Source organism: Thiocapsa rosea, assembly GCF_003634315.1.
In the GTDB taxonomy this organism is placed as follows: Bacteria; Pseudomonadota; Gammaproteobacteria; order Chromatiales; family Chromatiaceae; genus Thiocapsa; species Thiocapsa rosea.
On record NZ_RBXL01000001.1, the window covers coordinates 2,853,241 to 2,873,662 of the forward strand.

Consider the following 20,422-nt stretch of genomic DNA (forward strand, 5'->3'; position numbering starts at 1 on the left):
GCGGTTTAAAATAATAAAAATTAAATACTTGAAGTGCGTCAGTGCCAAGGTCTGCAGGTACGCCGGATCGATGTTGCAGGTGCCGACCTCGACATGCCCCGCCTGACGCACTTCAACGCCGCTCCTTGATTTCGATCCCCAGCGAACGGAGCTTGCGGTACAGATGCGTGCGCTCCATCCCGGCCTCCTTCGCCATCTTGCTGACGTTGCCGGTGTGCTTTTCGAGCTGATAGTCGAGGTAGGCCTTTTCGAACTGCTCGCGCGCCTGACGCAGCGGCTGATCGAAGGAGACCAGCCCCTCCAGTGCCTGCCCTTGTGAAGGCGGCGGTGCGCCGAGTGCGGATTCGACCTCTTTCTGACTGATCTCGTCGCCGGCGCCCAAGATCAGCACCCGCTGAACCAGGTTCTTGAGCTCGCGCACGTTGCCGGGCCAGGTGTAGTTGCGCAGATAATTTTGCGCACCCACGCTGAAACGGCGGTAGGGCAGCTTCTCGTGGGTCGCAAAATAGTCGAGATAGAAGTTCAGCAGATCGGTGACATCCTCGGCGTGGTCGCGCAGCGGCGGGATGTTCAGCGGGACGACGTTCAGGTGGTAGAAGAGATCCTCGCGGAACCGCCCGGCACGCACCTCCTCTTCGAGATTGCGCTGGGTCGCGGCGATGATCCGCACGTCGATGCGCACCGGCTCGGCGCCGCCGACGCGGATGAAGGATCCGGTGTCGAGCGCACCGAGCAGCTTGGCTTGCGCATCCAGCTCCATGTCGGCGACCTCGTCGAGCAGCAAGGTCCCGCCCGCGGCCTTTTCCAGATTCCCGTAATGGGTGTGCTCGCCGTCTTCGGTCCCGAAGAGCTCGCGTGCGGCATTGCCCCCGGCGAGTGTGGAGACGCTCAGATCGACAAAGGGGCGCTCGCGGCGTGCGCTCTGTGAATGCAGATAACGCGCGAAGGTCTCCCGACCGCTGCCGGCGTCCCCGGTGATCAGCACCCAGGTGTCGTGCTGGGCGATGCGTTTGACCTGCTCGCGCAGCCGTTGCAGGGTCGCGCTGCGCCCGACCGGCTCGTGCACCTGGGGCGCGCGGCGTTTGAGACCGATGTTCTCCTTCTGGAGCTTGTCGGCCTCGAGTGCCCGCTCCACGGTGAGCAGCAGCTTGGCCATCGAGAGCGGTTTTTCGAGAAAGTCGTAGGCGCCGAGCCGGGTCGCCTCTACGGCCGTCTCCACGGTGCCGTGACCGGACATCATGATGACCGGGCAGGGCAGACCGTCTTCCTCCTCCGACCACTCGCGCAGCAGCGTGATGCCGTCCAGATCGGGCATCCAGATGTCGAGCAGGATCAGATCCGGACGGCGCTCGCGCAGCGCATGCCGGGCGGATTCGCCGTTCTCCGCGCTCGCCACCGCATAGCCCTCGTCCTCCAGGATCTCCTGCACGAGACCGCGGATGTCGGGCTCGTCGTCGACGACCAAGACGTGCGTTGCACTCATAGCTTTTCGTCCTGTTCTCGGCCTTGGGTCGCGTGCTTGGTCCCCTGCCGGATCGGCAGGCGGATCCGAATCAACGCGCCTTGACCTGTATTCTCGACCTTGATGATACCGCGGTGCTCTTCGACGATCTTCTTGACGATGGCCAAGCCGAGACCGGTTCCTTTTGATTTTGTGGTGACGTAGGGCTCGAAGAGGCGTTCGAAGAGGCGCTCCTCGAACCCGGGCCCGTTGTCGGCCACCTCCAACTCGACGAGCGGTGTGCCGTTCACGCGTACGACGCGCGTCGTCACGGCGATGCGTGCGTCGGGGCGTCCGTCCATCGCCTCCTGCGCGTTCTTGATCAGATTATGAACCACTTGACGCAAGCGCAACGGGTCGCCGCGGACCTCGACCCCCGGCGCACCCAAAGCGACCTCGAGCGCGCTCGTGCCGGCGCTGCGATACAGGTCGAGCACCTCTTGGGCGAGCCGGTCGAGCTCCAGGGGCTCGGCGCGGATATGCGGTGTCCGGGCATAGTCGGAGAAGTCGTTCACCATGGCCTTCATCGCCTCGACCTGCTGGACGATCGTCCGGGTCGAGCGATCGATGATCTTTGCATCCGCCTCGTCGGCCTTGGCGAGCAGCTTATGGCGCAGGCGCTCCGCAGAGAGCTGGATCGGCGTCAAGGGGTTCTTGATCTCGTGGGCCAGCCGCCGGGCCACCTCGCCCCAGGCCGCGTTGCGCTGTGCGGTGATCAGGGAGGTGATGTCGTCGAAGACCACCACGTGACCCCGCTGCTCGTTGTCCGAGAGCGGCAAGGGGCTGCCGCGGCACATCAGGGTCTGTCGCGTCTCGCCGCGATCGAGCTCGATCTCTGCGCGCCAATCCACCCCGGCGAGGATATGGCCGCGCACGGTCTCGGTCCAGGGTGTGAGCCAGGGCAGCTCGCGCTCCACGCGCGAGAGCTCCGGCTGCTCGTCCTCGGCGAAGGTGAGCGACAGGATCTGACGCGCCGCGGGGTTGGATGTCCGCAGCCGCTGATCGGCATCCAAGGCGATGACCCCGGACGACAGTCGCCCCAGGACCGTTTCCAGATAGTTGCGTTGGGTCTCCACCGCCTGTTGGCTGCGGTTCGCGGCATCCCGTGCCCGGGCGATCCGTCGCGTCATCGCATTGAAGGAGGCGACCAGGAAGGCGAGTTCGTCGTCGTGCTTGGGCAGCGGGAGCTGTTGCTCGTAGTCGCCCTCTGCGATCGCGCTGGTGCCGCGGGCGATGTCCGCCACCGGCGCGACGAGACGTCGAGCGATATGAAAGGCGGCGATCACCGCGGCCATCACGCCGAACAGGAGCACCAACGACAGGGTCAGGGAGAAGCTCAGCTTCAATGACTGGCGCAGATACGCCAGCTCTGTGTAGCGATTGTAGGCGTCCTCCAGGCGTTCGGACAGCTCGGTGATGCGCGCCGAGGTCGGGAAGATCGCCTGCATCTGCATCCCCCGTCCGCGCGGATCCTGCACCAATACCCGCACGATCAGCTCGCCGTTGAGGTCGCTTTCCAGACCGACATAGTTGTTGCCGGCGCGCACGCTTTGCTGGATCTCGCGCTCGGCCTGATTCGGAACCAACTGGGTCGGATCCTCGTTGGCGTTGCCGAGCACCTGACCGCCGTCGGCGTAGACGGTCAGCTCGATGGCACCGGCCTGACGCCGCAGATTGTTCAGACTGAGCGCGATGGCGGTCGAGGAGCGATCTTCGATCCCGGCGATGAGCTGCTCGGTGTACCGCGCAAGGACCCGCTGGTTGAGATCGAGCGAGGCCTGATTCAAGACCAGCGCGTCCTGCATGGCCTGGCCGATTTCCACGTCAAACCAGCTGTCGATCCCGCGCAGCAGGAACCCGAGGGAGAAGTAATAGACCACGCCCACGGGCAGCAGCGAGACCAGCACGAAGAGCACCAGGATCCGCCCGGTCAGGCGTGAGCCGGCGGCCTGCCGGCGATAGCGGCGAACCAGCTTCACGATGTTGACGATGACCAGGATGGCGAGCGCGCCCAGACCGGCCAACACCACCGAGAGCAGCGGCACGAAGGCGCGGCTCAGGGTCTCGGAGTTCTCCACCGCATCGCGCATCAGCACCAGAACGACGAAGAGCGCCAGGATCAATGCCGCGACCGGCAAGGTGCCGAGTCCGCGCAGACGTGCTAAGGCGTTAAAGGCCACTTGCTCCACCCGCTGGAGAGTTTCCAGGACGGTTTCAGGTAAGCCATCGGACGCAGCGGAAGCGGCAGCTCTTCGATGTCGAGCGAGGCCCGGATGTGGACCTCGTAGTGCGTGTCCTCGTCGAGACTCGACGCGCCGATCAACGACAGATCGGCGATCTCGCCGAGCGCGCGAATCGCCGCATCACGGCTGACGAAGCTGCGGCCCTCGGTGCCGGGCAGTCGGTAGACCTCGTAGCGCTCCGAGAGCGGCTTGTAGCGGATGGCGTAGCGCAGCTGCAGATCGACCCGGCTGTCCTCCCAGAGCCAGGCCCCGACCCGGCGGACCTGAATCTGCACCAGGATGGTCAGCGGCACGCCGTTCTCGAGCGCTTCGAGCGCCTCGGCGCTGAAACGGTAGTCCAGCAAGGCGTTCATGAAAAACATGTCGTCGACGAGTCGCGTCTCGACCTGCTCGACCTGCAGTCCGTCCTTGGCCGCGCCCGCCTCGACGCTCACCAGCAAGAGCACGGGCACGAGAAGCAACGCAGCCAGAAACAATCTCCCCGAGTGGTCAGCGGGCTGCCGGGTCATGACACCGGTCGTTCGATCAACGCGAAATAGAAGCCGTCGTTCGCCCCGTCCTGCGGAAGCAGCTGGACGCCGTGCGAGAGCGCGCGGCCCCGGGTCGCCGTGATCGCACACTCGCGCGCATCCGGATGGCGCTGCAGGAAGGCGGCGATGCGGTGCTGGTTCTCGTCCGCGATCAGGGAGCAGGTCGCATACAGCAGCCGCCCGCCCGGGGCGAGCAACGGCCAGGCTGCCTCCAGGATCCGATCCTGCAAGGCGCACAACGCCGGGATGTCCGCGTTGCGTCGCAGCCATTTGATGTCGGGATGGCGACGGATCACGCCGGTGGCCGAGCAGGGGACATCGAGCAGGATGCGATCGAAGGGCCGGGCGGTCCAACTGCCTCTGGGCTCGGCCGCGTCGCCGAGTGCGACCTCGGCGCTCAGGCCCAGGCGCGCGAGCGTGTCGCGGATCGGTTTGAGCCGTGTCGGGGCGTTGTCGATCGCCAGCAGATCGAGCCGGTTCTCGGCACGTTCCAGGATGCCGGCGGTCTTGCCGCCGGGTGCTGCGCAGGCGTCCAGGACGCGCTGTCCCGGCTGCGCATCCAGCAGATCGGCCGCCAGCTGGGCGCCGCCGTCCTGCACCGAAACCAGGCCTTCCGCGAAGCCGGGCAGCTCATGGGTCGGGCGCGGCTGATCGAGCGTCAGGCCCATGTCGCAGCCCGGGATGGGCCGCGCCGTGATGCCGGCGGCAGCGAGCGTGCCGAGATAGGCGCGCCGGTCGGTCCGGGTGCGGTTCACGCGCAGACTCATGGGCGCCCGGCCATTGCTGGTCCGCACGATCTGCTCCCAATCCTCCGGCCAGTTCTCGCGCAGGCGATCGAGCAGCCACTCGGGAAAGAGCCAACGCACGGCCGGCTCTTGATCGACCTCGGCCAGGAGGGTCTCGCGCTCGCGCAGAAAGCGACGCAGCAGTGCGTTCACCAAGGCCGCCTTGTCGGGCTTGCCGATGAGTCGACTGGCCTCGACCGTGGCGGCGACCGCGGCGTGGTCCGGCGTGTCCATCGCGATGAGCTGATACAGGCCGATCAGGATCAGCGATTCGAGATCCTTGTCCGCGGGCTTGACCGGGTGATTGAGCAGACGCGCGACCAGTGCCTCCAGGCGCGGCAGGGTGCGCAGCGCGCCGTAGACCATCTCTTGGGTGAGGGCGCGCTCGGCGGGCGCCTGCGAGGCGAGTCGGGTGTTCTCGAGCACGCGCGTGAGCGACTGACCACGACCGCGCACGCCGAAGAGTGCGAGTGCGGCGGCCGCACGGGATTCAGCGCCGACGGGATGTCTTGCCGGGCCTGTCGCGCCGGCGGGGGCCTGCGGCCGGCGCTCAGCCAAGCCGAACGCCGTCCATCGAACGTGCGTTGAGGAAATCGGCGGCCGCCATCGCCCGTTTGCCGGGTGGCTGGAGACGGACGATGCGTACGATCCCTCGGCCGGCGGCGACCTCGATGCCCGATTTGCCGGCGCCGATCACGCTCCCGGGCGCGGCCTGTGTTTCACGGTCGGGGTCGATCTCGGCGTCCCAGACCCGCAGGGTCTCGGTGTCGAGGCGCGTCTGCGCGACAGGCCAAGGGTTGTAGGCGCGGATCATGCGTCCGATGATCTCGGCGGGTTGGTGCCAGTCGATGATGGCCTCGTCCTTTGTCAGTTTGTGTGCGTAGGTGACCTCATCCTCGGCTTGCGGCTCGGGAATCAGCGATCCGTCGGCGATGCCGGGCAAGGCATCGATCAGCGCACCCGCGCCCAGCGCGGCGAGTCGCTCATGCAGATCCGCGCCGGTGTCGCGCGCTCCGATCGGTGTGGTCACGCGGTGATAGACGGGGCCGGTATCCAGCCCGGCCTCCATCTGCATGATGCAGACACCGGTCTCGGTGTCGCCGGCCAGCAACGCGCGCTGAATCGGCGCCGCGCCGCGCCAACGCGGCAGGAGCGAGGCATGGACGTTCACGCAGCCCAAGCGGGGTGCTTCCAACACGGACACCGGCAGAAGCAGCCCGTAGGCCACGACCACCATCAAATCGGCCTCGAAGGCGCCAAGACGCGCGACCGCGTCGGGATCCTTCTTGAGGCTCTCGGGCTGGATCACCGGCAGGCCGCGCTTCAGGGCGAGCGCCTTCACCGGGCTTGCCTGAAGCTGTCGACCACGTCCGGCCGGTCGGTCCGGTTGGGTGTAGACGGCAACGACCTCCAGCGGCGGGCGTCGCGGATCCGCAACCGGCGCGTCGAGGAGCGCGGCAAGGGTCGGAACGGCGAAGTCGGGCGTTCCTGCGAAGATGATGCTCAGGGGGGTCATCGCGCCCGATCGCCTTTCGGAGCGGCGGCCTGCGCCTTAAGACCGGACGGTCGGGTGGACGCGCTTGGTAGTGTGGACGCGCGAGAGCGCAGTCCACCGAATCCCGCGCCGACGGCGGTGGACTGCGCGTCGCTTGTCCACCCTACGGCGCTTGTCCAACCTGCGGCACTTGGCCCGGCTACCGTTGCGATCCGGGTCACAACACACCTCGACGTTGCTCGGGCGCGTCGCTTGCGGCTTGGCGCTGCTCCTTTTCGAGCTTGCGGCGAATGCGTTGGCGCTTGAGCATCGAGATGTGGTCGACGAAGAGCTTGCCGTCGAGATGATCGATCTCGTGTTGGATACAGACCGCAAGCAGGCCGTCGGCGTCGAGCGTGAAGGACTCGCCTTCGCGATTCAGCGCCTGGACCCGAACCCGCTCCGCGCGCTTGACCGTCTCGAAGAAGCCGGGCACGGAGAGGCAGCCTTCGTCCATCTGCTCTTCGCCCTCGCGCGCGAGGATCTCCGGATTGATCAAGCAGATCGGCGTATCGTGGTTCTCCGAGACGTCGATCACCACGACCCGGCGCGGCACATTGACCTGGATGGCGGCCAAGCCGATGCCGGGTGCGGCATACATGGTCTCGAGCATGTCGTCGACCAGCCGCACGATGTCGGCATCGACGCGTGCGACCGGAATCGCCTTGCGGCGGAGTCTTGGGTCCGGGAAGGTCAGGATATCGAGCTTTGCCATCGGGATGTCGTCTGGAAAATCTGTTCTCGGGGATCTCGGCTCTCGCCGGATCTCGACGTTGCGTGAATACGTCTCTCGTGGATTTCGGGGGATCTCGTCCCTCGAGCGACCGGCAAGAGAGGTGTCGAGTCGGGAGCCGAGTAGATGGGGTCGGGCCGCATGCGCTAGTATCCCATGAATACTACACCTCGAAATGGGGCCGGGTGAATCCGTTTCGAGCATCCGGGAGGTCCGATGCGTGTTTTGACCCTTCGCTATACCCTCGGAAACCTGTTTTTCGGCGTCCTGGTCGGTTTGGTCGCGATGACCCCGGCAACGGCCGTGCGTGCGCTCGAGCTTGCCGAGGGTGCACCCGAGGTCTACGAGGTGCGCCCCGGCGATACGCTCTGGTCGATCGCCGGGCGTTATCTGCGCGACCCCTGGCTTTGGCCCGAGATCTGGCAGGCCAACGACGATCAGGGCAATCCCGATCTCATCTACCCGGGAGAACGGCTGCGTCTGGTTCATGTCGACGGCCGGCCGCGGGTCGTGCGCGACACCGCCGCCGGCGCGAGCGGCGAGATGCGCGTCGTGCGTTTGAGTCCGCGGGTGCGGGTCAGCGCACTCGAGGCACCGGTGCCGATGATCCCCGTCGCCTCGATCGCGCCCTTCCTGACTCAGCCCTGGGTGGCGGAGTCCGACGCGATCAAACGCGCACCCTATGTCGTGGGTTTTGCCGACGATCGCACCGTCGCCGCGCCGTCGGACGACGTCTTCGTGCGTCGCATCGATACGACCGCGGTCAGCGAGTTCGAGATCCTGCGCCCCGGCGATGCGCTGCGCGACCCGGACACCAACCGCATCCTCGGCTACGAGGCCACCTTCGTGGCCAATGCCGTGCTCGAGCGCGTCGGGGATCCCGCGATCCTGCGGGTCATGCGATCCGACCGCGAGGTTGCGATCGGCGATCGCGTCATCCCGGCCTCGCTCGAGGCGCCTCTGGAGAACTTCTTCCCGCGTCCGGCGCCGGCCGGCATGCGCGGACAGATCCTCTCGGTGATGAACGGAATCTCCCAGATCGGTCAGTACGACATCGTGACCATCAACCGAGGATCGCACGACCGGCTGCAGCCCGGCCACGTCTTGGAGGTCTTTCGCGGCGGGGAGGAGGTGCGCGACAGGGTCCGCGACGGCGGCGTGAATTGGAACTGGAAGAGCGATGGACCCCTGACCGGTGCCTTCTGGCTCGGCAACGAGTATTCGGTGAAGGGCTGGAGCGAGAGTCCGACGGGCTCGAGCGCACCCATCCCTTTGCACGCAGACATCGGTCGCGATCGCGCGACCTATATCCGCCCGATGCAACGCGCCGGTCTGCTGATGGTCTTCCGAAGCTTCGATCGCGTGAGCTTCGCGCTCGTGCTCAATGCCGACCGGGCCATGAGCGTCGGCGATCGGGTCGCCCCTCCTCCAACCCGATGACGGGTTCGAGCGCCTCTTGACCGCCTCCTCGGACTCGGTTGCGGACTCGGTTGCGGACTGGATCGTCCTCATCTCCGCCCCGGGTATCGGATCGCGCACGGCGACCCGATTGCTCGAACGCTACGGCACGCCGCGGGCGGTCGCGGAGGCATCGCGACAGGATCTCGCTGCAGCCGGGATCGCGTCCGAGGCGATCGCCGCGCTCAAACAGCCCGACGTCGCGGCGCTCGAGCGCATCCTCGCCTGGGCCGAGCAACCCGACGCCTTCGTGCTGACGCGCGCCGATCCGCGCTATCCGTCTCTGCTCGCCGAGATCCCGGATCCCCCGCTGCTGCTGTACGTGCGCGGCGATCCCGAGCTGCTCGGCGAGCCGCAGATCGCGGTGGTCGGCAGCCGCAATCCAACCCCGTCGGGCCTCGAGATCACCCGCGACTTTGCCCGGCGGCTCGCCGCCGACGGCCTGCTGATCACCAGCGGCTTGGCGCTCGGTGTCGATGGTGCCGCGCACGCCGGCGCGCTGGAGACGGGACGGACCATCGCCGTTCTCGGCACGGGTCCGGATCTGGTCTACCCCGCGACCCATCGCGATCTGGCCCGACGCGTCGCCGAGCGCGGTGCGCTGGTCAGCGAGTTTCCGCCCGGTCAGGGGCCGTCGGCGCGGAATTTTCCGCGGCGCAACCGGATCATCAGCGGACTCTCCGTCGGTGTCCTGGTCACCGAGGCGGCGCTCAAGAGCGGCTCCTTGATCACGGCACGCTTCGCGCTCGAGCAAGGCCGCGACGTCTTCGCCGTACCCGGCTCCATCCGCAATCCCCTGTCGCGCGGCAGCCACGCCCTGATTCGCGACGGCGCCAAGCTGGTCGAGGATCCCGGCGAGATCCTCCTCGAGCTGGCCCCGATGCTGCGCAACCTGCTCGCGGCCTGGCCCGGCGAGGTGTCTGCGGCATCCGACGAGGCCTCCTCAGCGGCCGTTCGAGGCGGGGCCGCGGCGCTCGATGCGGACTATCGCGCCTTACTCGATGCGATGGGATTCGATCCCGTGGCGCCCGACGAGCTGATCGCCAGCAGCGGCCGCTCGGCCCGGGAGGTCTCGTCCATGTTGTTGGTCCTGGAGCTGGAGGGTCATGTATCATCGGCCCCTGGAGGCCGCTTTTGCCGGCTCGGTTCTTAAGCGGAGACGTCCGGGTGTCCCGAACGGAGCACAGGTGACGTCCGCTCCCGTCAGCTCTCGGGCTGACGCCGCCCACGAGGTTGGCTGATGTACGAAAACATGGTCGATGTGCTGATCTATCTCTACGAGAACTACATGGACGGCGAGGGTCAGCCCCCGGCCGATCAAGGTGCGCTGGAGGACGAGCTCGCTCAGGCCGGCTTCACCCCGACCGAGATCGAAAAGGCATTGCTGTGGCTCGACGAGCTGGCGGCGGGTGTGGATGTGCCGCAGTATCACGCCCATACCCTCGGCTCCATCCGTGTCTACAACGAGGTTGAGTCGAGCAAGCTGGATGTCGAGGCACGCGGCCTGCTGCTGTTTTTGGAGCAGAACGGGATTCTGGACCCCGTCAGCCGCGAGCTGGTGATCGACCGCCTGCTCGCGATCGATCACGCCTTGGTCGGGCTCGACGAGGTCAAGTGGGTCGTCCTGCTGGTCCTGATGAATCGCCCCGGTCGCGAAGATGCCTTCTCGCAGATGGAGGATCTGGTGTACAACGACGAGCCGGTCTACCTCCATTGAATCGCATCGAACCGCGTCAGGCATGACCTGCTGCCTTGTCGAGTCGGCGCGGCGTCTCACGATCAAGCAGGCGTTGGAGTCGACGCGTTTCAAGTTTTTATAAGACGATGATTTCTCAGTAACCCATCAGAAACGAAATCGAGCGCCGAATCCAATCGTTGTCGTTGTCGTTGTCGTTGTCGTAATCGACAACCATGGCAAAAAGCGCCGTGGCTGGTTGTGCCTCGCAAAGATCGGCACAACCTCCGTTGCCGAAATCATGTGGGACGGCCGCTCTCGGCGCCGACCATCTCTTCGACTCCCCTTGACGCGCCGATGCGAACCGGGTTTACCCTAGAGACCCCGAATCGTTCGCTTCCGTATCGCTTGCAGACATCATGAATCTCGTTATCGTCGAATCTCCGGCCAAGGCCAAGACCATCGAGAAGTACCTCGGACCCGACTTCGAGGTGATCGCCTCCTATGGCCATGTCCGTGACCTGGTGCCCAAGGAGGGCGCGGTCGATACCGAGAACGGCTTCGCGATGAAGTACCAGATCATCGATCGCAACGAGAAGCACGTTCAGGCGATCGCCAAGAAGCTCAAGGGGGCCGACGCACTCTATCTCGCGACCGACCCGGACCGCGAAGGCGAGGCGATCTCCTGGCATCTCTACGAGCTGCTGAAGAGCCGCCGCCAGATCGGCAAGCGCCCGGTGTTCCGGGTCGTCTTCAACGAGATCACCAAGCGGGCGGTGCAGGAGGCGGTCGCCAACCCGCGCGAGCTATCCTACGACTTGGTCAACGCCCAGCAGGCGCGTCGTGCGCTGGATTATCTGGTCGGCTTCAATCTCTCGCCGCTGCTGTGGAAGAAGATCCGGCGCGGTCTCTCCGCCGGGCGTGTGCAGAGCCCGGCCCTGCGTCTGATCTGCGAACGCGAGGACGAGATCGAGGCGTTCGTCCGCCAAGAGTATTGGTCGATCGAGGCGGATGCCGCCAAAGACGCACGTCGCTTCACCGCGAAGCTGGTCGAATTCGAAGGCGAAAAGGTCGAGCAGTTCACCGTCGTCGACGGAGAGCGCGCCGCGACCATTCACGAGACACTCGAGCGGGCCGCCGCCGGCACGCTCAAGGTGGAGGAGGTCGAGCGCAAGCAGCGCAAGCGCAACCCCGCGCCGCCTTTCATCACCTCCACACTCCAGCAGGAGGCCGCGCGCAAGCTCGGCTTCACGGCCCAGCGCACCATGCGCGTGGCCCAGCAGCTCTACGAGGGTGTGGATGTCGGCGGCGGGCCGATCGGGCTCATCAGCTACATGCGCACCGACTCGGTGAATCTCGCCCAAGAGGCGTTGGACGAGATTCGCGCCTATGTCACGGAACGCTACAGCGCCGATCATCTGCCCGAGCAACCGAGGTTCTACAAGACCAAGGCCAAGAACGCCCAAGAGGCCCACGAGGCGATTCGCCCCACCTCGGTCTATCAAGTCCCCAAGGAGATCCGCGCCCATCTCAGCGCCGATCAGTTCAAGCTCTACGAGCTGATCTGGAAGCGGACCCTGGCCTGCCAGATGGCCCATGCGCTCATCAACCAGGTCGCGATCTCGCTGAGCGCCGGAGAGGGCAATCTCTTCCGTGCGACCGGCTCCACGGTCGCCGAGCCAGGATTCATGAGCGTCTATCTGGAAGGGCGCGACGATGCCAAGAGCGCCGACGACGACGAGGAGCGCATGCTCCCCGAGATGCAGGCCGGAGATCGGGTGGAGCTGCTGGCCATCCGCCCCGAGCAGCATTTCACCGAGCCGCCGCCGCGTTACTCCGAGGCGTCCTTGGTTAAGGCGCTGGAGGAATACGGCATCGGCCGTCCGTCGACCTACGCCTCCATTATCTCCACGCTTCAGGATCGCGAATACGTCGTTCTGGAGACCAAGCGCTTCCTGCCGACCGACGTCGGGCGGGTGGTGAACCGGTTCCTGACCGAATACTTCACGTCCTACGTGGATTACGATTTCACCGCACGTCTCGAGGACGACCTGGATGCCGTCTCGCGCGGCGAGGGCGAGTGGATCCCCTTGCTCGAGCAATTCTGGAAGCCCTTCAAGGAGCGAGTCGATCACACCGAGGCGTCGGTCAAGCGCAGCGATGTCACCCAGGAGCGCATCGACGAGACCTGTCCCAAGTGCGGCGGTCAGTTGTCGATCCGGCTCGGTCGCAACGGGCGCTTCATCGGCTGCACCCACTATCCCGAGTGCGACTACACGCGCGATCTGAACCCCGACAAGGCCGAGGCGGATGCCCCGGAACTGATCGAGGGCCGCACCTGCCCGCTCTGCAACTCCGCGCTCGAGATCAAGCGCGGGCGTTACGGCAAGTTCATCGGCTGCAGCGCCTACCCGACCTGCAAACACATCGAGCCTCTGGAGAAGCCCGAGGATACGGGCGTCACCTGCCCGAAATGCACCAAGGGGACGCTGCAGAAGAAAAAGTCACGCAAGGGTAAGATCTTCTATTCCTGCTCGACCTATCCCAAGTGCGACTACGCCGTCTGGGACGAGCCGATCGCCGAGCCCTGCCCCAAGTGCGGCTGGGCGGTCTTGACGATCAAGACCACAAAGACCAAAGGCGCATCCAAGGTGTGCCCGCAAAAGGAGTGCGGTTTCCGCGAGGCGATTGTGGAGGATCCGGCCGAGGACACGGCCGAGTCGGCGTAGGGGGCGCCGAGCCGGAGCGAGGCACGACACACCGCCGGCGCAGTGTCGTGCGTCCTGTCGTCAGCACAACCCGCGGCGGTCTTGATCGGGCTTCGAGGCTGGTTCCGGGCGTTGCCTGCGCCGAGGCCGCTGGAGGCCGGCGCAGAACCTCATCCGCTGAACCATCCCTCCACCGTCTTGCGATCCGGAACCCCGCCGGCATGCACCACCTGGCCATCGATGACGACGCCGGGTGTCGACATGATCCCGTAGCCCATGATGCGGCCGAGATCCTCGACCTTCTCCAAGGCGATCTCGGCACCCTTCGCCTTCGCGGCCTCTTCGACCACCTTGTAGGTGGCTTTACAGTTCGCACAACCTGACCCCAAGATCTTGACTTCTTTCATATCGGCTCTCGTATAGCTTGGTCCCGATTCCGGGAAAAGTCCCTTCGCCACCCTTGTCGTTGTCGTTGTCGTTGTCGTTGTCGTAATCGTAATCGTAATCGAGACGTCGGTCATAAGCCTGCCCGGTAGGGTGGATGAGCGGGAGCGAAGTCCGCCGAATCCCGCGCCGACGCTGGTGGACTGCGCTGCGCTTGCCCACCCTACGGGGCTTGATCGAGCTACAGCGCTACAATTGTTGTCGATTACGACAACGACAACGACAACGACAACGGCAACGGCAACGGCAACGGCAACGGCAACGGCAACGGCAACGGCAACGGCAACGGCAACGGCAACGACAACGACAACGATTGGGTTCGGTGCTTGACTTATTTCCGACGCGTGACAAAGGTCATCGTGTCTCCATTCTACGCCAGCAGGTTGAAGCCGTAGCCCACCAGGATGAAGGCGACTGCCAGCACGCTCGCATAGAGTGCCAGTCCGGGCCAGCGGATCACCTTGCGCAGGATGATCATCTCGGGCAACGAGAGTGCGGCGATGCTCATCATGAAGGCCAGCGTGGTGCCGATCGCGACCCCTTTCCCAAGCATGGCCTCGGCCACCGGGATCACCCCGGTCGCGTTGGAATAGAGCGGGATGCCGAGCAGCACGGCCCCCGGGACCGCCAGCCAGTTGTCGGTGCCGCCCAGGTGCTCGACGACCCATTCCTCCGGGACATAGCCATGGAAGAGCGCGCCGACGCCGATGCCCAGCAGCACCCATTTCCAGAGACGCCGCAGGATCTCGCGGACCTCGCTCACGGCATAGCGATGGCGACCGATCAGTGAAGTGTCCGGCTCGGGCATCTTCAGCTCGCCCATGTGGATCTGCCAGACGTAGGGTTCGACCCAGCGCTCGGGCTTGAAGCGCTCCATGACGACACCGCCGACATAGGCGACCGTCAACCCGGCGGCGACATACATGAAGGTCAGCTCCCAACCCAGGAGCCCGAGCAAGATGACCACCGCGACCTCGTTGATCATCGGGCTGGCGATCAGGAACGAGAAGGTGACCCCGAGCGGGATGCCGGCCTCGACGAAGCCGATGAAGAGCGGAACCGAGGAGCAGGAGCAGAACGGCGTGACCGCGCCCAGACCGACCGCGGTCGAGCGCGCCGCCCATTTGGGTTTACCGCGCACATACGCGCGAACGCGCTCGGGCGAGAGGAGCGCCCGGAACAGCCCCATGACATAGATGATGATGACCAGCATGAAGAAGATCTTCGCCGTGTCCATGACGAAGAAGTGCAGCGCCGCCCCGAGATGGCTCGCCGGGTCGATGCCCAGCACACGGTAGACAACGAGATCGCCGAGTGTATCGAACACCTGAGTGCGCCTCCGCGGCCTTGATCAATGGCGCCTACTATATACGATCTTCCGTATATCTGAATTGCGCGATATCACAAGCCGCCGTAAAACAGCTCTCCGCATCGTGCCTCCGGGGTTCCAGCCTTCGTGATTCGGGCTCCGGAAATTACAGCTCTCCGGCCGCACCGCCCTCCATGATCGCCCGGATGGTGTCGCGGACCTTCAGCGAGGATGCCTTGAGCTCCTCGGGAAGCTCCCGGCCGCCGTGGATCATCATGTCGAGGTTCATGCTGTAGAGCGTCAGACGTCCCTCCTTGTCCTCGACCAGGGCGATGCGGCAGGGCATGAAGCCGCTGTACTCGTTGCGATACTCCAGCATCTGTCGACCGACCTGCGCATCGCAAAAGGAGATGAAGTTGACGTAGCGATAGGGCTCGCCCGTGATCGCCTCGATCTGCTTGTAGAAAGGCGATTCGCCGACAAAGAGCAGGTTGCGCGAGACCGCGATGCTCTTCATGGACTCGATGACGTCGTCCGGGCTCAGCCCGTCCTCGACCGGGATCGCCCACATCATGGCCACGCCGGGATCGCCGGTCGTGAGCAGGCGCGAGGCGAACTCGCCGTAGACGCCCGTAAACCCGGGGTCGAATTCGTCGAGGATCGGGGCGACCCGCCAATAGAGAACGCCGATGCCGAGAATGGTCAAGAAGCCGATGACGGCCAGCAGGTTGCGAACGATCTTCACGGCAAATCCCCCTGTGATGATGTCGGCCGCCTCTCGAGCGGCTCGATCCGTGATGTTGCGGCGCGGTTGCGCACGCCGTCGAGGCATGACTCGGGGATTGTACCCATCCCTTGCGTCTCGGGCGACGCCGCGATCCGCTCGCCGTCCGATCGCGGGCGATGTCAGCTCGGCACAGGCACCGCGCTGAGTTGGGCCGGTTCCCGCCCGGTCATCGGGTCGTCGAACACGAAGGCCGCCAGGCGATCCAGCGAGGGGATCAGAATCGTCCGTCGCTCGATCTCGACGAGACCGCGATGGGCCAGCTCATGAAGCTCGCGCGAGAAGGTCTCGGCGGTAATGTTGAGGTTGGAGGCAACCAGCGCCTTGGCCGCCGGCAGGACGACAACCGCGCGATCAACAGCGTCCGAGCTGCAGCGGCCCTGCTGGAGCAGGAAGTCCGCCAGACGCTGACGCGCGCTCATCAGGCAGCATGCCTCCAGGTCGTGGACGAGCCGATGGACATCCTCGGCAACCAGCTTGAGCATAACGGCCGCGACCTCGGGCCATTCGGCGATAGCCGCATGGATACGGTCGCGACCGACGACGAGAATCCGGCTGTCGCAGATCGACTCGGCGAAGACCGGGCAAGGCGCGTCGAGCAGGATGGCCGCGACTCCGAAGACGCGGCCGGGTTGGAGGATGTCCAGCACCCGCTCGGCCCCCAGCGGCGAGAGTGCGGCGAGCTTGATCCGCCCCTCCAGAAGACACTGGAAACCGCTCGGACGGCTACCCTTCTCGCAGACGATCTGGCCCCGTGTCGCCACGCGCAGTTGACTGCCGCCGGCGATGAAGCGGGCCGGCTCGTCGCCGAGTGCGGCAAAGGCAGGAACGTCGCGCAGGAACGGCAGGAAATTGAAGGCGCGGTCGATGTCGTTCATAGCTGAAGTCTATCGACCGAGGGATTCACAACAAGACGTGGAACTACTGACGGGTCTGCCCTGAAATACCTCCCGAGGGGTAGGGGTGGTAGCGTGTCAAGACATTGAGATTCCTTGTGGTTGTTCCGATCCGAGACCTTGCCGTGCCGGCTTCGAGTCGGTCCGGAGTCTTTGGAGGTATCCCCTTTCGCGGTGGGCGCGTCTGGGCTGGAATGCGGGGGTGATCGATATGAGTTCTTTTCTTCCGCGTTCGTTCCATCATTCGATCCTGCTCAGCGTGGGTCTGTTGATGGCGGTCGTCGTCGTTCTGGCGATCCTCAGCATGGTGCTCAGCGGCAGCGTGGGCCGGGCCACCGAGGGGCTTGCCGCGGCCGTGAACCAGTCCGGTTCGCTGCGCATGCAGTCGTATCGCATCGGGATGGCGTTGGCCGATGCGCGCGGCCCGGCCGATCTGCGCGCCGATCGGGTCGCGGCACTGGCCGAGGAACTCGAGCAGCGTCTGGCCAGTCCGCGCCTTGCCGATATTATCCCGCGGCGTGCCGGCGAGGAGATTCGCGCCGGCTACGAGCGTATCCGCTCCGATTGGAACGGGCGCATGCGCCCGCTGGTGTCGGCGGACATCGCGCGGTTGCGGGCGTTCGATCGGGGCGGCTCCGGGGATCCCCCGACGATGGCCTATCTGGCGGATGTCGACGGCTTCGTCGAGCAGATCGACGCGCTGGTCGGGGAGCTGGAACGGATCACGGAGGCGCGTTTGGCCATGCTGTGCGTCGTTCAGGCGGTCGCCTTGATCCTGACGGTGATCGTGGTGCTCGTGACCATGGTTCTGGTTATCGGCCGGGTGATCCAACCGCTCGCCGAGCTCCTGGAGTGTGCGGATCGGTCGCGGCGCGGCGATTTCACGCGACGCACCCGATTCACCGGCAGCGACGAGCTGGGTCGGCTCGGCGAGGCCATGAACCGCATGGCCGCAGACCTGTCGCATCTCTACGCGGATCTGGAAGGTCGGGTCGCCGAGAAGACGCGCGATCTCGAACGCACCAATCACACCCTGGAGCTGCTCTACGGCGTGGGCCAGGCGCTGCACGAGTCGTCGATCTCCACACCCACGTTCGAGCGCGTCCTGCAGGAGATCCGGGTCAAGCTGCGGCTTCGGGCCGTTACACTCTGCTTGGAGGACGCGCCGGATCTGCGCTCAGATCTCGATCCCCATCGAAAGGACGCCCCTGCCTGTATGACCGCGAGAGCAGAGGGCGAGCAACGCTTTGCCTGCTTGAGCGAGGCATGCACGGTCTGCCGCGAGGCCGAGCCCTATCATCCATTGCTGCGCACGCTCGGGCGAGGCGAGCGTCGGGCCCCGGTGTCCTTCACCGTGGCGGATCAGGATCGGCCCTTCGGTGTATTGGTCGTGGAGCTGGATCGCGATCAATCGCTCCCGCGCTGGCAAGGACGGCTCCTGTCCTCGCTCGCCACGCTGATCGGCACCGCACTCAGTCTGCATCGGCGCCAGCGCGACGCGAGGCGTCTCGCGCTGTTCGAGGAGCGCGGCGTCATCGCACGCGAGCTGCACGACTCCTTGGCGCAGTCGCTTTCCTACCTCAAGATCCAGGCGTCACGCTTGGATGCACTCCTCCGCGCCGGTGCGGAGCCCGAGCGCGCGCGTGACGTGCTCGCCGAGTTGCGCGAGGGCGCCAACAACGCCTATCGTCAGTTGCGCGAGCTTCTGACCACCTTTCGGCTCAAGATGGACGATCGCGGCCTCAATGCGGCGCTGGAGGCGACGGTGGCCGAGTTTCGCGAACACGGGACCACCGAGATTCGCCTGGACAACCGGCTCCCCGCCTTGTTGCTGAGTCCGAACGAGGAGGTTCATGTGCTGCAGATCGTCCGCGAGGCCCTGTCGAACGTTATCCGTCACGCCGGGGCGCCCCATGCCTTGCTGCGCTTGGCGGCCGGCGACGCCGGGATCCGCGTCACCCTCGACGACGACGGTCGCGGCATCGACCCGCACGCCGTCCCGCGCGGTCACTACGGCCTGAGCATCATGCGCGAGCGTGCCGCCGGCCTCGGCGGCGACATCGAGATCGCGCCAGGCCCGCACGGCGGGACACGCGTGCGTCTGACCTTCCCGAGTCGGCGAACCCGAGACACCGGCGCGATGCAGGTATCATCATGACCGACACCCGAACCGCCGTCGTCATCATCGACGACCATCCGCTTTTTCGAAAGGGCGTGTCCGACCTGATCGCGATGGCACCCGAGCTGATCCTGGTCGGGGAGGCCGGCGACGGGGAGGAGGGCATGCGCGTCGCCGTGGGGTGCCGCCCGGACCTCATCCTGCTCGACCTCAACATGAAGGGCATGAACGGCATCCAGACCCTGGAACGTCTGCGCCGCGCCGATCTGGATGCGCGGGTCGTGATGCTCACCGTCTCCGACAGCGAGGAAGATGTCGTCGCCGCCCTGCGGGCGGGTGCCGACGGCTATCTGCTCAAGGACATGGAGCCCGAGGATATCCTCGAGCAGCTCCTCGCCGCAGGCCGGGGTCGCCTGGTCATCAGCCAACGCCTGACCGAGTTGATTGCGCGGGCGCTCCGCGACGACAGCGGTCCGGTTCGGCCGGGCGACGCCGGCCTCACCCCGCGCGAGCGCCAAGTGCTCGCGCTGCTCGCCGAGGGATTCAGCAACAAGCTGATCGCCCGCGAGCTTGACCTGTCACTCGGGACCGTCAAGGTCCATGTCAAACACATTCTCAAGAAACTCAAGCTCAAAACCCGCGTCGAAGCCGCCGTCTGGGCCGTCCGACAAACCGCGCCCGACGATCTCTGAACCGCAACATCCAAAGGGCGGCTTCAGCCGCCCCGGGGCGTTTGGTCGACGGGGTGTGGGCGACTGAAGTCGCCCCTACGTCGCCCCTACGTCGCGTGCGGATCAGGGGCGCGTCAACCGCTCCTCGGCCTCGCGGTATTTGGCGGCGGTCCGGTCGATGATCTCCTGCGGCAGCATCGGCCCGGGCGGGGTCTTGTCCCAGTCGAGCGTTTCCAGATAATCGCGTACGAACTGCTTGTCGAAGCTCGGCGGGCTGGTGCCGGGCCGGTATTGATCGGCCGGCCAAAAACGCGAGGAGTCCGGTGTCAGCACCTCGTCGATCAGATGCAGCCGCCCCTCGCTGTCGAGGCCGAATTCGAATTTGGTGTCGGCGATGATGATCCCGCGTGCCAAGGCGTACTCCGCGCAATCCCGATACACGGCGATGCTGATGTCGCGCACCTGCGCCGCCAGCCCGGGGCCGAGCAACCGTTCGGTGTGGGCGAAGTCGACGTTCTCGTCATGTCCGCCGATCTCGGCCTTGGTCGACGGCGTGTAGATGGGCTCGGGCAGCCGGTCGGCCTGACGCAGACCGGGCGGGAGCGCGATGCCGCAGACCGCACCGCTTTGCCGATAGTCCTTCCAACCCGAGCCGATCAGATAGCCGCGCACGATCGCCTCGACCGGCAGCGGCGTCAGGCGGCGCACCACCATCGCCCGATCGCCGAGCTGCGCGAGTTCCTCGGGGTCCTCGACCACGGCAGAGACCGGGATCTCGGCGAGATGATTCGGCACCAGCTGCGCCGTGCGCGCGAACCAAAAGCGCGAGACCCGCGTCAAGACCTCGCCTTTGCCGGGGATCGGCTGCGGAAGCACCACGTCAAACGCGGAGAGACGGTCGCTCGCGACCATCAAGAGATGCTCGCTGTCGATCTCGTAGAGATCGCGGACCTTGCCGCGTCCGATCAGGCGCAGCTTGGCGAGGTTGGACTGATGGAGTGCGTTCATGGCGTGTGATCCGGAATTTCCAAG

General features: G+C 65.6%; 17 protein-coding genes. 6 read left to right on the forward strand and 11 right to left on the reverse strand.

The annotated features are described in order from the left end of the window. Positions 1–112: 112 nt before the first annotated feature. The 6 genes from BDD21_RS12660 to def form a co-directional block, all read right to left on the reverse strand. On the reverse strand, positions 113–1,483 hold the full coding sequence (locus BDD21_RS12660) for a sigma-54-dependent transcriptional regulator (RefSeq protein WP_120797470.1): 1,371 nt from the start codon (positions 1,481–1,483) through the stop codon (positions 113–115). Then, complete coding sequence (locus BDD21_RS12665; RefSeq protein WP_120797471.1) at positions 1,480–3,681, reverse strand: sensor histidine kinase; 2,202 nt, start codon at positions 3,679–3,681, stop codon at positions 1,480–1,482. Before BDD21_RS12665 ends, BDD21_RS12660 begins: the two co-directional genes overlap by 4 nt. Beyond that, complete coding sequence (locus tag BDD21_RS12670) at positions 3,663–4,253, reverse strand: DUF4390 domain-containing protein (protein ID WP_120797472.1); 591 nt, start codon at positions 4,251–4,253, stop codon at positions 3,663–3,665. The genes BDD21_RS12665 and BDD21_RS12670 overlap by 19 nt, the downstream gene beginning before the upstream one ends. Then, positions 4,250–5,617, reverse strand: coding sequence for a 16S rRNA (cytosine(967)-C(5))-methyltransferase RsmB (gene rsmB, locus BDD21_RS12675; protein ID WP_120797473.1), 1,368 nt, complete (start codon positions 5,615–5,617; stop codon positions 4,250–4,252). The genes BDD21_RS12670 and rsmB overlap by 4 nt, the downstream gene beginning before the upstream one ends. Next, complete coding sequence (gene fmt / locus BDD21_RS12680; protein WP_120797474.1) at positions 5,610–6,575, reverse strand: methionyl-tRNA formyltransferase; 966 nt, start codon at positions 6,573–6,575, stop codon at positions 5,610–5,612. Before fmt ends, rsmB begins: the two co-directional genes overlap by 8 nt. Positions 6,576–6,771: 196 nt before the next feature. Continuing rightward, the gene (gene def / locus BDD21_RS12685) at positions 6,772–7,308 is read right to left on the reverse strand and encodes a peptide deformylase (RefSeq protein WP_120797475.1); all 537 of its coding nucleotides are present in this window, start codon (positions 7,306–7,308) and stop codon (positions 6,772–6,774) included. A gap of 234 nt (positions 7,309–7,542) precedes the next feature. Here def and BDD21_RS12690 point away from each other — a divergent pair, with 234 nt between their 5' ends. The 4 genes from BDD21_RS12690 (at position 7,543) to topA (ending at position 13,188) form a co-directional block, all read left to right on the forward strand. Continuing rightward, a complete protein-coding gene (locus BDD21_RS12690) occupies positions 7,543–8,766 on the forward strand; it encodes a LysM peptidoglycan-binding domain-containing protein (RefSeq protein WP_120797476.1) in 1,224 nt (407 codons plus the stop codon). A 16-nt stretch (positions 8,767–8,782) separates the two neighbouring features. Beyond that, the gene (gene dprA, locus BDD21_RS12695; protein ID WP_120797477.1) at positions 8,783–9,937 is read left to right on the forward strand and encodes a DNA-processing protein DprA; all 1,155 of its coding nucleotides are present in this window, start codon (positions 8,783–8,785) and stop codon (positions 9,935–9,937) included. A gap of 87 nt (positions 9,938–10,024) precedes the next feature. Then, the gene (locus tag BDD21_RS12700; protein WP_120797478.1) at positions 10,025–10,501 is read left to right on the forward strand and encodes a Smg family protein; all 477 of its coding nucleotides are present in this window, start codon (positions 10,025–10,027) and stop codon (positions 10,499–10,501) included. A gap of 377 nt (positions 10,502–10,878) precedes the next feature. Further along, positions 10,879–13,188, forward strand: coding sequence for a type I DNA topoisomerase (gene topA, locus BDD21_RS12705; RefSeq protein WP_120797479.1), 2,310 nt, complete (start codon positions 10,879–10,881; stop codon positions 13,186–13,188). 149 nt (positions 13,189–13,337) lie between these two features. Here the strand turns inward: topA and BDD21_RS12710 are convergent, their stop codons facing one another. From BDD21_RS12710 to BDD21_RS12725, 4 genes are all read right to left on the reverse strand, one after another. After that, a complete protein-coding gene (locus BDD21_RS12710) occupies positions 13,338–13,574 on the reverse strand; it encodes a thioredoxin family protein (protein ID WP_120797480.1) in 237 nt (78 codons plus the stop codon). A gap of 407 nt (positions 13,575–13,981) precedes the next feature. After that, complete coding sequence (locus tag BDD21_RS12715; protein WP_120797481.1) at positions 13,982–14,938, reverse strand: permease; 957 nt, start codon at positions 14,936–14,938, stop codon at positions 13,982–13,984. Positions 14,939–15,086: 148 nt separating this feature from the next. Further along, positions 15,087–15,665, reverse strand: a complete 579-nt coding sequence (locus BDD21_RS12720) for a DUF302 domain-containing protein (RefSeq protein ID WP_120799906.1) — start codon at positions 15,663–15,665, stop codon at positions 15,087–15,089. 161 nt (positions 15,666–15,826) lie between these two features. Continuing rightward, on the reverse strand, positions 15,827–16,582 hold the full coding sequence (locus BDD21_RS12725; RefSeq protein WP_120797482.1) for a Crp/Fnr family transcriptional regulator: 756 nt from the start codon (positions 16,580–16,582) through the stop codon (positions 15,827–15,829). A 229-nt stretch (positions 16,583–16,811) separates the two neighbouring features. On the opposite strand from BDD21_RS12725, the gene BDD21_RS12730 reads away from it, so the two are divergent. Next, entirely contained in the window at positions 16,812–18,758 is a 1,947-nt protein-coding gene (locus BDD21_RS12730; protein WP_147431070.1) for an ATP-binding protein, read from the forward strand. Beyond that, entirely contained in the window at positions 18,755–19,411 is a 657-nt protein-coding gene (gene narL / locus BDD21_RS12735; protein ID WP_120797484.1) for a two-component system response regulator NarL, read from the forward strand. Before BDD21_RS12730 ends, narL begins: the two co-directional genes overlap by 4 nt. 102 nt (positions 19,412–19,513) lie before the next feature. On the opposite strand, the gene BDD21_RS12740 is transcribed toward narL, so the two are convergent. Further along, entirely contained in the window at positions 19,514–20,398 is an 885-nt protein-coding gene (locus BDD21_RS12740) for a phosphoribosylaminoimidazolesuccinocarboxamide synthase (protein ID WP_120797485.1), read from the reverse strand. Between the last annotated feature and the right edge of the window lie 24 nt (positions 20,399–20,422).